The organism is Streptomyces spectabilis (assembly GCF_008704795.1).
GTDB classification, from domain to species: domain Bacteria; phylum Actinomycetota; class Actinomycetes; order Streptomycetales; family Streptomycetaceae; genus Streptomyces; species Streptomyces spectabilis.
Genome location: NZ_CP023690.1, coordinates 8,106,781 through 8,121,055, shown reverse-complemented (window position 1 = coordinate 8,121,055; position 14,275 = coordinate 8,106,781). Strand labels below are relative to the sequence as shown.

1 protein-coding gene is annotated in these 14,275 nt (G+C 75.9%); it reads right to left on the bottom strand.

The features are described 5' to 3' along the window. Nucleotides 1–110: 110 nt before the first annotated feature. Nucleotides 111–14,261, bottom strand: coding sequence for a type I polyketide synthase (locus CP982_RS34940; protein WP_372503534.1), 14,151 nt, complete (start codon nucleotides 14,259–14,261; stop codon nucleotides 111–113). Nucleotides 14,262–14,275: the final 14 nt, after the last annotated feature.

Below are 14,275 nucleotides of genomic sequence, written 5' to 3'. Positions count from 1 at the left end.
CCGCCCCTACGGGATTTCCGCTGAATGCGGCCGAAGGGCGGGTGCGATAAAGGGGGTGGGTAGGGGCTGCCGGTTCAATTGACTACCGTTACCTAAAGGTCCTGTTCCTTTCAACCCCTGCCGAGTTGCTTCTTGATGAATTCGAGCATCTCGTCGTCGCTCGCGGCCGCCAGTTGCTCACTGACATCACCGCTGTCACCGCTCTCGTCGGCTCCGCCGGACGGCCGTGCGTCGCCGTTCTTCCAGCGGTCGAGCGCCGCCTGGAGCCGTACGGCCACCTTCGTACGGGTGATCTCGTCGGCCGACGCGACGGCGGCGAGGCTGCCTTCGAGCCGCTCCAGGTCGCCGAGCAGCAGCGTCGCGGGGTCGGCGGCGTCGGGGGCGAGTTCGGTGCGCAGGCAGTCGGCGAGGGCCGTGGGCGTGGGGTGGTCGAAGACCACCGTGGCGGGCAGGACCAGGCCGGTGAGGGCGTTGACGCGGTTGCGCAGTTCGACGGCGGTCAGGGAGTCGAAGCCCAGCTCGCGGAAGGCGCGGGTGGGTTCGACGGCCGCCGCGCCGCTGTAGCCGAGTACGGCCGCGACCTGTGCGCAGACCAGGTCGAGCAGCAGCCGCTCCTGCTCGGGCCCGGCCAGGGCGGTGAGCCGGGCCGCCAGGTCCGGTGTCTGCCCGGTGGCGGTCTGCCCGGTGCCGCTCTCGGCGGCGACGGAGAGGCGTCGCACTTCGGGCAGTTCGGCGTAGAGCCTGCTGGGCCGGACGGTGGTGAAGGCGGGCGCGTACTGCGGCCAGTCGATGTCGGCGACCAGGGCGGTGGTGCGGTCGTGGGCGAGGAGCCGGTGGAGGGCGGCGATCGCCTGGTCCGGCTGGAGCGGCGGGATCATCCCGCCGCGCAGCCGCTCGGCGGCGACGCCCTCGGCGGCCATGCCGCTGCCCGCCCACGGGCCCCACGCCACGGCGGTGGCGGTCAGGCCACGGGCCCGCCGGGCGTGCGCGAGTCCGTCGAGGTAGGCGTTGGCGGCGGCGTAGCTGCCCTGGCCCGGGCCGCCCGCGACGCCGGCGAAGGACGAGAAGAGCACGAACGCCGACAGGTCGAGGCCCGCGGTCAACTCGTCCAGGTTCCGGGCCGACCGGGCCTTGGCGCGGAACACGGTGGCGAACCGTTCGGCCGTCATCCCTTCGAGCACGCCGTCGTCCAGAACGCCCGCCGCGTGGAACACGGCGGTGAGCGGCGCGTCGGCGGGGATCGCGTCGAGGACGCGGGCGAGCGCGTCGCGGTCGGCCGCGTCGCAGGCCGCGAGGGTCACGCGGGTGCCGGACTCCTCCAGTTCGGCCCGGAGTTCGGCCGCACCGGGCGCGTCGGGGCCGCGGCGGCCGGTGAGCACCAGGTGCTCGGCACCCTCCCGGGCCAGCCAGCGCGCCACGTGCGCGCCGAGCGCGCCCGTGCCGCCCGTGACGAGGACGGTGCCGCGCGGGGTCCAGCCGGTGGCGTGCGCGTCGTCGAGGGGCGCGCGCACCACGCGGCGGCCGAAGGCGCCGGAGCCGCGCACCGCCATCTGGTCCTCACCGGGCCAGGCGCCGCCGAGGGCTCGGGCGAGCCGGGCCGCGGCCGCGGTGTCCGCCGCCTCGGGCAGGTCGACGAGGCCGCCCCAGCGCTCGGGGTACTCCAGCGCCGCGACGCGCCCGAGGCCCCACAGCGCGGCCCGCCCGGGGGCGGTCCCGTCGGTGGCGCCCACGGCGACGGCGGCGCGCGTCGCGCACCACAGGGGTGCGTCGACGCCCGTGTCACCGAGGGCCTGGATCAGCGCGAGGGCGAGTGAGACGTCCGCCGGTGCGGCGGCGTCGTCTTCGCCGTGGTCGTCGGCCGCGAGCAGCGACAGGACGCCCTCGAAGCCCTGGGGGGCGTCCGCGGTCGCCGCGCGCAGGAGTGCCGCGACGGCATGGCGGTCGGTGGCGTGACCGGGCACCTCCACGGTGACCGGGCGCACGCCGCGCTCGGCCATCAGGGCGGCGACGGCCGTGCTCCAGGGCGTGTCCGTCCGGCCTTCCGGCACGACGACGAGCCAGCTGCCCGTGAGGTCCCCGACCGCCGCGTCGGTGAGCGGCGTCCAGGACTCGCGGTAGCTCCACCTGTCGAGCGCGGAGCTCTCGCGCCGCTGCCTGCGCCAGGCCGTGAGGGCGGGCAGGACGTCGGTCAGCGGCGCGTCGTCCGGCACGGACAGGGTCTTGGCCAGCTCGGCGAGGTCCTCGCTCTCCACGGTCTCCCAGAACCGCGACTCCACCTCGTCCGCCGCCACGCCACCGTCCGCGTCGGCCGCCGTGTCCGCCGCCTCCAGCCAGTAGTGCTGGTGCTGGAAGGCGTACGTGGGCAGGTCGACGCGGCGCCGCGCGTCGGCCGGGCCGTACAGCGGTGTCCAGTCGACGCCGGTGCCGCGTACGTGCAGCTGGGCGAGGGCCGTCAGGAAGGTGTCCGGCTCGGGGCGGTCCTTGCGGACGGCCGCGATCAGGCCTGTCTGCGCGGCGGGGTCGGTGAGCGTGTCGTGGGCCATGGCCGTCAGGACGGCGTCGGGGCCCAGTTCCAGGAGGGTCGTGGCGCCGTGGCCGGTGAGGGCGTTGAGGCCGTCGTGAAAGCGGACGGCCTCGCGGATGTGCCGGACCCAGTACTCGGGGTCCTTCAGGGCGGCGGGGTCGGCCAGTTCACCGGTGACGTTGGAGGCCACCGGCAGCACGGGATCGGCGTACGTCAGGCCTTCGGCGACCTTGCGGAAGTCCTCCAGGACCGGGTCCATCAGCGGTGAGTGGAAGGCGTGGCTGACCTTCAGCCGGCGCACCTTGCGGCCCTGGCCGCGCAGGGTCTCCTCCAGGCCTTCGAGGGCGGTGCGGTCGCCGGACAGGACGACCTGCGCGGGGCCGTTGACCGCCGCGAGGCCGACGCGGTCCGCCACGTCCGCGAGGAGCGGCGCGACATCGGCCTCCGCGGCCTGGACGGCCAGCATCGCGCCGCCCTCCGGCAGGGCCTGCATCAACCGGCCCCGGGCCTCGACCAGTCGGGCCGCGTCCTCCAGGGACCACACCCCGGCCACGTACGCGGCCACGAGTTCGCCGACGGAGTGGCCGCCGACGACCTCGGGGTGCACGCCGAAGGACTCGGCGAGGCGGTAGAGGGCGACCTCGACGGCGAAGAGGGCGGGCTGCGCATAGGCCGTCTGTTCCAGGAGGTCCGCGTCGGTACCGAACATCACGCTCTGGAGCGAACGTTCTATCCACGGATCGATATGTGCGCACACCTCGTCCAGCGCGTCCGCGAAGACGGGGAACGTCTCGTACAGCTCGCGGCCCATGCCGATCCGCTGGCTGCCCTGGCCGGTGAAGAGGACGGCGAGACGGCCTTCCGCGACCGCGCCCGCGACGGCTCCCGTGGGCGCGCCGGAGGCCAGTGCTCCGAGGCCGGTCAGGAAGTCCTGCCGCTCCCGGCCCAGGACGACGGCCCGGTGTTCGAGGAGCGAGCGGCCCGTGGCGAGGGACCAGCCCACGTCGGCGAGGGCCGCGGGGTCGGCGGCGAGGGCGGGATCGGCGAGGAGGCGTTCCCGCAGCCGTCCGGCCTGGGCGCGCAGGGCGTCCGCGCCGCGCGCCGAGATCTGCCACGCGACCGCGCCCGGGCCCGCCGCGTCGACGGGCCCCGACGGCTCGGCCGCGGCCTTGGCGCGCCGGGGCGCCTGTTCGACGACGACGTGCGCGTTGGTGCCGCTGACGCCGAACGAGGAGACGCCCGCGCGGCGCGGGGAGCCGTTGCGATCGGGCCACTCGCGGGTCTGGGTGAGCAGTTCGACGCTTCCGGCCGACCAGTCCACGTGGGTGCTCGGACGGTCGACGTGGAGCGTCCGCGGCAGCACGCCGTGGCGCATGGCCATGACCATCTTGATGACGCCCGCGACACCGGCGGCGGCCTGGGTGTGACCGATGTTGGACTTCACCGAGCCGAGGAGCAGCGGCTGGTCACCGGGACGGTCCTGGCCGTACGTGGCGATGAGCGCCTGCGCCTCGATCGGGTCGCCGAGCGCGGTGCCGGTGCCGTGGCCCTCCACAGCGTCGATCTGCTCGGGTGCGAGGCGGGCGTTGGCGAGGGCCTGGGTGATGACACGCTGCTGGGAGGGGCCGTTGGGGGCGGTCAGGCCGTTGCTGGCGCCGTCCTGGTTGACGGCGGAGCCCCGTACGACCGCGAGGACTTCATGACCGTTGCGGCGCGCGTCCGACAGGCGCTCCAGGAGCAGCAGACCCGCTCCCTCACCCCAGCCGGTACCGTCGGCGGCGTCGGCGTACGGCTTGCAGCGGCCGTCGCCCGCGAGGCCGCCCTGGCGGCTGAACTCGTCGAAGGCCCCGGCGGTCGCCATCACGGTGACGCCGCCGGCGAGCGCGAGGTCGCACTCGCCCTGGCGCAGCGCCTGCGCCGCCAGGTGCAGCGCCACGAGCGACGACGAGCAGGCCGTGTCGACCGTGACGGCCGGGCCTTCCAGGCCGAAGGAGTAGGCGAGGCGGCCGGAGATGACGCTGCCGGACGTGCCCGTCATCAGGTGCCCCTCGACGCCTTCGGGGACGCTGTCGAGACCGGTCGCGTACCCCTGGAAGCCCGAGCCGACGAATACGCCGGTGGATGTTCCCCGCAGGGACTTGGGGGCGATGCCGATGCGTTCGAACAGCTCCCAGCCGGTCTCCAGGAGGAGCCGCTGCTGCGGGTCCATCGCCAGGGCCTCGCGCGGGGAGATCCCGAAGAGTCCGGCGTCGAACTCCGAGGCGTCGTGGACGAAGCCGCCCTCGGGCTTGTAGCGCGCGGCGCCTTCGAGGTCCCAGCCGCGGTCGGTGGGGAAGACGGAGACGGCGTCCGTGCCGTCGACGAGGAGCCGCCACAGCGCCTCGGGGGTGTGCGCGCCGCCGGGGAAGCGGCAGCTCATCGACACGATGGCGATGGGGTCGTCGGCCACGTCGGCGGGCTGTGCCGACGGCGCGGGGGCCGTCGTGGCGGCGGTGGTTCCGGTGAGTCCGGCCAGCAGGTGGCGGGCGAGGGCCTCCGGGGACGGGTGGTCGAAGACCGCGGTGGCGGGCAGTTCGACCTCGGTGGCGGCGGTGAGCCGGTTGCGCAGCTCGACCGCCGTGAGCGAGTCGAAGCCCAGTTCGCGGAAGGCGCGGGTGGGTTCGACGGCTTCGGCGCCCGCGTAGCCGAGCGCGGCGGCCGCCTCGGTCCGCACGAGGTCGAGCACGAGGCGCTGCCGCTCGGCCTCCGGGTGTCCGGCGAGTTCGGCGGCCCACGCCGACACCGGCGCCGCCTCGCCCGCCGCGGCGGCCCTGGCCCGCCGGGGCCGCAGCTCGGGCAGGGCGCCGATGAGCGGGCTGGGCCGGGCCGCGGTGAACGCGGGCGCGAACCGCTCCCAGTCCACGTCGGCCACGGTCAGGCACGTCTCGTCGAGGGCGAGGGCCTGCGCGAGCGCGCCGACGGCGAGGTCCGGGAGGAGCAGCCCGACGCCTCGGCGGCGCAGGTGCTCCTCGGCCTCGGCGGTGGCGGCCATGCCGCTGCCGCCCCAGGCGCCCCAGGCGAGCGAGGTCGCGGTCAGGCCGCGGGCGCGGCGCCGCTCGGCGACCGCGTCGAGGTAGGTGTTGGCGGCGCCGTATCCGGCCTGTCCGCCGCTGCCCCAGACGGCGGCGATGGACGAGAAGAGCACGAAGGCGTCGAGGTCGGCGTCCGCGAGGAGTTCGTCGAGGTGGGCGGCGCCCGCGGCCTTGGCGGCCAGCGCCTCGGCGAGGTCCGCGGGGGTGGTGTCGGTGAGGGCGAGCGCCGGGCTCACGCCCGCGGCGTGGAAGACGGAGCGGACGGTGTGCCCGTCGCCCGTCAGTCCGTCCAGGAGCCGTGCGACGGACGCGCGCTCCGCGACGTCGCAGGCGGCCACGGTGACGTGCGCACCCGACTCCTCCAGCTCCGCCTTCAGTTCGGCGGCGCCGGGGGCGTCGAGGCCGCGGCGGCCGGTGAGGACGAGGTGCTCGGCGCCCGCGCGGGCCAGCCAGCGCGCCACGTGGGCGCCGAGGGCGCCCGTGCCGCCGGTGATCAGGGCGGTGCCGCGCGGCGTCCACTCCGCCGCCGGGCGGGTGTCCAGGGGCGCGTGCGCGAGACGGCGGGCGAAGACGCCCGAGCCGCGCACGGCGAGCTGGTCCTCGACGCCCACGTCGCCGTCGGTCGCGGGGATGCCCGCCAGGGCGGTGGCGAGCCGGGCCGCGGCGCGGGCGTCGACGGCCTCCGGCAGGTCGACGAGGCCGCCCCAGAGTTCGGGGTGCTCCAGGGCGACGACGCGGCCGAGGCCCCAGACCTCCGCCTGGACGGTGCTCGTCAGCCGGTCGCTGCGGCCGGTGGAGACGGCGCCCCGCGAGACGGCCCACAGACGTGCCTGGCCTCCGGCGTCCGCCAGGGCGCGTACCAGCGCGACGGTGCCCGCGAGCCCGGCGGGGACGGCCGGGTGGTCCGCGAGGGGCGACTCGTCGAGGGCGAGCAGGGAGACGACGCCCGCGGGCTCGCCCCCGTCCCGCGCGTGCTCGCGCAGCCGGGCGGCGAGGGACTCAGGTGTCAACTCACCTTCAGATACGTGGAGTTCGAGGGCTTCGGCACCGGCGCGGGCCAGCGCGTCGGTGACGCCCGCCGCCCACGGGTGCGCGGCCGCCCGCTCCGGTACGACCACCAGCCAGCGGCCGGTGAGGGCCGGGCCCGGCAGTCCGCCGGTCAGCGGCTTCCAGGTGACGCGGTAGCGCCAGGCGTCCACCGTGGACCTTTCGCGCCGCTGCCGTCGCCACGACGACAGGACGGGCAGCACGGCGCCCAGGTCGGCGGCGGCGTCCTGTGCCACCTCCAGCTCGGCGGCGAGCCGCTCCAGGTCCTCCCGTTCCACGGCCTCCCAGAAGCGGGCGTCCGTGTCGTCCGCCGCGGGCTGTGCCGCTCCGCCCGGGGTCCGCCCGTCGACGAGCCAGAAGTGCTCGTGCTGGAACGCGTACGTGGGCAGGTCGACGGTGGCGCGGGCACCGGGGAACAGCGCCGTCCAGTCCAGCTCGACGCCGTGGACGTGGGCGTCGGCGATCGCGGCCATGAGCCGGTGCGCACCGCTCTCGGCACCGCGCGGCGAGCCGAGCACGGCGGCGGGGCGGCCGTCGGCCTCGATGGCGTTCCGCAGCGCGTCGCCGAGCGCCGCGCGCGGGCCGACCTCGACGAACAGGCCGTGGCCCGCGGCGAGCAGACCGGTGACGGCCTGCTCGACGAGGGGCTCCTGGCGCTGGTTGCGGCGCCAGTGGTCGGCGTCCATGAGGGTGCCGTCGGCCAGCCACTCCCCCGTGGTCGTGGAGTACAGGGGCACATCGGCCGGGCGCGGGGCGAGGGCGGCGAGCGCTGCGTCGTCGGAGGAGGCCCCGCCGGGCCGGTCCCGCAGGGCCGCGACGCGGGCCGCGTCGCGCAGGGTCAGGGCGCCCGCCACGCAGGCCGCGGCGATCTCGCCCGCGCCGTGGCCGACCACGGCGGCGGGCTCGACACCGGCCGCCCGCCACACGGCGGCGAGCGCCACCAGGACGGCGAAGCGCGCGGGCCCCGCCACGTCCGCCCGGTCAGCGGTCGGCTCCGCGAACAGGTCCCCGTCCACGAACTCGCCGAGCGCGTCCGCGCACTCGCGCAGGCGGGCGGCGAACACCGGTGAATCGTCGCGCAGTTCCCGCACGGCGTCGGTCCACTCGGTCCAGTCGGTCCACTCGGTGCTCTCAAGGCTCTCGGTGCTCTCGTCGGGGAAGACGAACACCGGTCGGACCGTGCCGTCCGGCGCGCGCCCCGCCACGGCCCGCGCGGCCGTGGCGGTCCCGGCCGCCAGCTCCTGGAGCCCGGCGAGGAGTTCCTCGCGGTCCCGGCCGAGCACCACTCCGCGGTGCTCGAAGCGGGAGCGGGTCGTCGCCAACGACAGGCCCACGTCCGCCGGTTCGGCGCCGAAGTCCGTCCGCAGGCGGTTCAGGAGGCGGTCCGCCTGCTCGCGCAGGGCCTGCGGGGTCTTGGCCGACAGGGCGAGCGGCAGCACGGCAGTGGGCGCCGTGGGCGCCGCGCCGCCGTCCGCCGTCGGCCCGGGCTCGCCCGCCGGTGCCTGCTCGACGATGACGTGGGCGTTGGTGCCGCTCACGCCGAACGCCGAGACGCCCGCGCGGCGCGGGGTGCCGTCGCCGTGCCGGGGCCACTCGCGCGCGCCGGTGAGCAGCTCGACCGCGCCCGCCGACCAGTCCACTTCGGAGGTGGGGGCGTCCACGTGCAGCGTCTTGGGCAGGACGCCGTGCCGCATCGCCATGACCATCTTCATGATCCCGGCGACACCTGCGGCGGCCTGCGTGTGCCCGATGTTGGACTTGATGGAGCCGAGCCAGAGCGGTTCGGCCGTCGCGCGCTCCTTGCCGTAGGTGGCGAGCAGTGCCTGGGCCTCGATGGGGTCGCCGAGGGTGGTGCCCGTGCCGTGGGCCTCGACGGCGTCCACGTCGGCGGCCGTCAGACCCGCGTTGGCGAGGGCGGCGCGGATGACGCGCCGCTGCGAGGGGCCGTTGGGGGCGGTCAGGCCGTTGCTGGCGCCGTCCTGGTTGACGGCGGAGCCGCGTACGACGGCGAGGACCTTGTGGCCGTTGCGGCGCGCGTCGGAGAGGCGCTCGACGAGGAGCATGCCGACGCCCTCGCCCCAGCCCGTGCCGTCCGCGCCCTCGGCGAACGCCTTGCAGCGGCCGTCGGTGGCGAGGCCGCGCTGGCGGCTGAACTCCACGAAGGTCGCCGGAGTGGACATCACCGAGACGCCTCCGGCGAGCGCCATGGTGCACTCGCCCTGGCGCAGCGCCTGCGCCGCGAGGTGCAGCGCCACGAGCGAGGAGGAGCAGGCCGTGTCGACGGTGACCGCCGGGCCTTCGAGGCCGAAGGTGTACGAGATGCGGCCGGAGGCGACGCTCGCGGCGTTGCCGATGCCGAGGTAGCCCTCGACCTCGTCGGGCACGTGGTCGACGCCCGCGGTGTAGTCCTGGCCGTTGGTGCCCGCGAACACGCCGATCTGGCTGCCGCCGAGGCCCGCCGGGTCGATCCCGGCGCGCTCGAACGCCTCCCACGCCGTCTCCAGGAGGAGCCGCTGCTGCGGGTCCATCGCGAGGGCCTCGCGCGGGTTGACGCCGAAGAACTTGGCGTCGAACTGTCCGGCGTCGTAGAGGAATCCGCCCCGGCGGACGTACGAGGTGCCGGTCTGCCCCGCGTCCGCGTCGTAGAGCGCATCGGTGTCCCAGCCGCGGTCGGCGGGGAACTCCGCGATCGCGTCGACGCCGTCGGCGACGAGCCGCCACAGGTCCTCGGGGCTGCGTACGCCGCCGGGGAACCGGCAGCTCATGCCGATGATGGCGAGGGGCTCGTCGGTGGCGCCGCCGGTGGCGGGCGCGGGCGGGGCGGGTGCGGTCGCGGTGTCGTCGCCGAGCAGTTCGGTGCGCAGCTGGGCGGCGAGCGCGGCCGGGGTGGGGTGGTCGAAGACCAGTGTGGTGGGCAGCTTGAGGCCGGTGGCCGCGCCCAGCAGATTGCGCAGCTCGACCGCCGTGAGGGAGTCGAATCCCAGCTCGCGGAAGGCGCGGGTGACCTGGATGTCGTCGACGCTCGGGTAGCCGAGGACGTCGGCGGCGTGCCGGCGCACCAGGTCGAGGACGGCGGCTTCGCGGTCCTCGGGGGCGAGGGCGGCGAGCCGGTCGGCGAGCGCGTTCGCGGGGGCGTGTCCCGCCGCCGGGCCCGGCGTGCCGGACTGTTCGGCGGCCGGGGCGAGGGCCGCGCGGGCCTCCGGTACGTCCGTGAAGAGGCGGCTGGGCCGCGTCGCGGTGAAGCCGGGCGCGTACTGGGCCCAGTCGATGTCCACGACGCAGGTCAGCGTCCGGTCGTGGCTCAGCTCCTGGTGCAGGGCGGCGATCGCGAGGCCGGGGTCCATGGGCGGCATCACGCCGTGCTTGAGGCGTTCGGCGGCCGCTCCCTCGGCGGCCATGCCGGTGCCGCCCCAGGGGCCCCAGGCGAGGGAGGTCGCGACGCGCCCGGCGGCGCGCCGGGTCTCGGCGAGCGCGTCCAGGGCCGCGTTGGCGGCGGCGTACGTGCCCTGGCCCGGGCCGCCGACGACACCGGCGAAAGAGGCGAAGAGCACGAACGCCGACAGGTCGAGGCCGGACGTCAGCGCGTCCAGATTGCGGGCCGACTCCACCTTCGCCCGGAACACGCCCGCCACGCGGTCCTCGGTGAGGCCGTCGAGGACTCCGTCGTCGAGGATGCCCGCGGTGTGGAACACGCTGGTCAGCGGGGTGTCGTCGGGGATGTCGGCGAGGAGCCGCGCCAGCGCGTCCCGATCCGCGGCATCGCAGGCGGCGACGGTGACCTCGGCCCCCAACCCCTCCAGCTCCGCGCGCAGTTCGGCCGCGCCGGGCGCGTCGGGGCCGCGGCGGCTGGTGAGCACCAGGTGCTCGGCGCCCTCCCGGGCGAGCCAGCGCGCCACGTGCGCGCCGAGGGCGCCCGTGCCGCCGGTGATCAGGGCGGTGCCGCGCGGCCTCCACTCCGTCCGCGGCGCCTCGCCGGACGAGGCGCGCACGAGACGGCGTACGAACACGCCGGAGCCGCGCACGGCGACCTGGTCCTCGCCCTCCAGGGCGCCGAGGGCCCGGGTGAGCCCGGTGACGGCGGCGTCGGCGGCTTCGGGCAGGTCGACGAGGCCGCCCCAGGTCTGCGGGTATTCGAGCGCGGCGACGCGGCCGAGTCCCCACACGGCCGCCTGCGCCGGGTCCGCGGGGGCCTCGGCGGGCGTGGTCGACACCGCGCCGCGGGTGGCGGCCCAGACGGTGGCGGTGCTGTCCGCGTCACCGAGGGCCTGGAGCAGAACGCCCGTGCGCAGCGCGGCGAGCGGCGCCTCACCGGCGGCGTCGGCCCGCTCGGGACCGGCCAGGGCGAGGAGCGACAGGACGCCGTTCCACTCCGTGGCCTCCTGCTGCCGCAGCAGCGCGGTGACGGCGGCGCGGTCGGTGCTCACGGCCTCCGGGACGCGCACCACGACGACGCGGGTGCCACCGGCGGCCAGGGCGCGCTCGGCGGCGGCGCACCACGGCTGCTCGGCCTGGCCCTCGGTGCCCTCGGGGCCCTCGGGCACGAGCAGCGCCCACGTGCCGGTCAGCGCGGGGCCGTACGTCGAAGCCTGCGGCGGCAGCGGGTTCCAGGTGACGCGGTAGCGCCAGGCGTCCAGCGCGGACGCGGCCCGCTGCTTGCGCCGCCAGGCCGTCAGGGCGGGCAGGACGTCGGTCAGCGGGGCGTCGTCGGCCACGTCGAGGGCGCCGGTGAGCCCGACGAGGTCCTCGTGCTCGACCGCCTCCCAGAAGCGCGCCTCGACGCTGTCGCCGGGGGCCGCCCCCTGCGCCGGGGCACCCGGGGCGACCGTGTCCAGCCAGTGGCTCTGGCGCTGGAAGGCGTACGTGGGCAGCGCGACGCGGCGCCGGGACGCGACGGGCGCGTACCGCGGGGTCCAGTCGACGGTGGCGCCGCGCACGTGCAGGCGGGCGAGCGCCGTCAGGAAGGTGTCGGGCTCGGGCCGGTCGCGGCGCAGCGCCGGGACGAGCCCGGCCTGCGCATCGGGGCCGGTGAGGGTGTCGTGGGCCATCGCCGTGAGGATCGCGTCGGGGCCCAGTTCGAGGAGGGTGGTGGCGCCGAAGTCGGTGAGGGCACCGAGGCCGTCGTGGAAGCGGACGGCCTCGCGCACGTGCCGCACCCAGTACTCGGGGTTCTTCAGCTCGTCCGCGGCGGCGAGCCGCCCGGTGACGTTGGAGACTACGGGCAGCGCCGGGTCCTGGTACGTCAGGTGCCGCGCGACCTGCCGGAACTCGTCGAGCATGGGCGCCATCAGCGGCGAGTGGAAGGCGTGGCTGACCTTCAGCCAACGGGTCTTGCGGCCGTCGGCGCGCAGCTGGACGGCGAGGTCCTCCAGGACGCCGCGGTCGCCGGAGAGGACCACCTGGGCGGGTCCGTTGACGGCGGCGAGGCCCGCCCACTCGGCGACCTCCTCCAGGAGCGGGGCGACGTCGGCCTCGGCGGCCTGGACGGCGAGCATGGCGCCGCCGCGGGGCAGGGCCTGCATCAACCGGCCGCGGGCGGCGACCAGTCGGGCGGCGTCCTCCAGGGACCAGAGGCCGGCCACGTGGGCGGCCGCCAGCTCGCCGATGGAGTGGCCGCCGACGACCTCGGGGCGTATCCCGAAGGACTCGGCGAGCCGGAACAGCGCCACCTCGATCGCGAAGAGGGCGGGCTGCGTGTAACCCGTCTGCTCAAGCAGCCCGGCGTCCGTACCGAACATCACGCTCTGGAGCGAACGTTCTATCCACGGATCAATATGAGCACACACCTCGTCCAGCGCATCCGCGAAGACGGGGAAGGCCTCGTACAACTCCCGGCCCATCCCGACCCGTTGACTGCCCTGGCCGGTGAAGAGGACGGCGAGGCGGCCTTCGGCGACCGCGCCGGTCACCGTGCCGGTGCCGATGGGCCCTTCGGCAGCGAGGGACTCCAGGGCGGCGAGGAGCCGGTCGCGGTCCTCACCGATGAGCACGGCCCGGTGCTCGAAGGCGGAGCGGCCGGTGGCGAGGGACCAGCCGAGGTCGGCGCGCCCGTCGGCGTCGGCGGCGAGCGCGGGGTCGTCGAGCAGCACCTCGCGCAGCCGGGCGGCCTGGGCGCGCAGCGCCTTGGCGGTACGCCCCGACAGCGGCCAGACCGTGGGTCCTGCGGCGGGACGTGCCTCCTGAGCGGCACCGCCTTCCGCGTCGGTGGCTTCCTCCGCCTGCCCCTGCGGCTCGGCAGCGGGGGCCTCCTCGATGATCACGTGGGCGTTGGTGCCGCTGACGCCGAAGGAGGAGACGCCCGCGCGACGCGGCGCGTTCTCCTGCTCCGGCCAGTCGCGGCGCTCGGTGAGCAGTTCGACGGCCCCCGCGGACCAGTCGACGTGGGTGCTCGGCCGGTCGACGTGGAGCGTCCGCGGCAGCACACCCTCCCGCATGGCCATGACCATCTTGATGACACCGGCGGCGCCCGCGGCGGCCTGGGTGTGCCCGATGTTGGACTTGACGGAGCCCAGCCACAGCGGCCGGTTGCGCGGCCGCCCCTGCCCGTACGTGGCGAGGAGGGCCTGGGCCTCGATGGGGTCGCCGAGGGTGGTGCCGGTGCCGTGCGCCTCCACGGCGTCCACGTCGGCGGCCGTCAGGCGGGCGTGGGCGAGGGCGGCCCGGATCACCCGCTGCTGGGAGGGGCCGTTGGGGGCGGTGAGGCCGTTGCTGGCGCCGTCCTGGTTGACGGCGGAGCCCCGTACGACCGCCAGGACTTCGTGACCGTTGCGACGGGCGTCCGACAAGCGCTCAAGGAGGAGCAGCCCCACGCCCTCCCCCCAGCCCGTGCCGTCCGCCGCTTCCGCGAAGGCCTTGCAGCGGCCGTCGGCGGCCATGCCGCGCTGGCGGCTGAACTCCACGAACGCGGTGGGCGTCGACATCAGGGACACGCCGCCCGCGAGGGCGAGTCCGCACTCGCCCTGCCGCAGCGCCTGCGCCGCCAGGTGCAGCGCCACGAGCGACGACGAGCAGGCCGTGTCGACGGTGACCGCCGGGCCTTCGAGGCCCAGGGTGTAGGAGAGGCGGCCGGAGACGACGGCCGCGGTGTTGCCGGTACCCGAGTAACCCTCGACGCTGTCGGCGGCCTCGGCGACGACGGCCGTGTAGTCCTGGCCGTTCGTGCCGGTGAACACGCCGGTACGGCTGCCGCGCAGGCTCTGCGGGTCGATGCCCGCGCGCTCGACGGCCTCCCACGCGGTCTCCAGGAGGAGCCGCTGCTGCGGGTCCATCGCGCGCGCCTCGCGCGGCGAGATCCCGAAGAAGCCCGCGTCGAACGCGTCGGCGTCGTACACGAACCCGCCCTCGCGGGTGTACGTGGTGCCCTGGTGGTCGGGGTCGGGGTGGTAGAGCCCGGCCACGTCCCAGCCGCGGTTGTCGGGGAACGCGGACACGGTGTCCACACCGTCCCGCACCAGCTGCCACAGGGTCTCGGGGGTGTCGGCGCCGCCGGGGAAGCGGCAGCTCATCGCGATAATCGCGACGGGCTCCGCGTCCTTCGACTCCAGTTCGCGCACTTTCCGACGAGTCGTGTGCAGATCCGCCGTCACCTGCTTGAGAAGGCGGCGGATTTTGTCGTCGTTCACCATCTGGCCTAGCT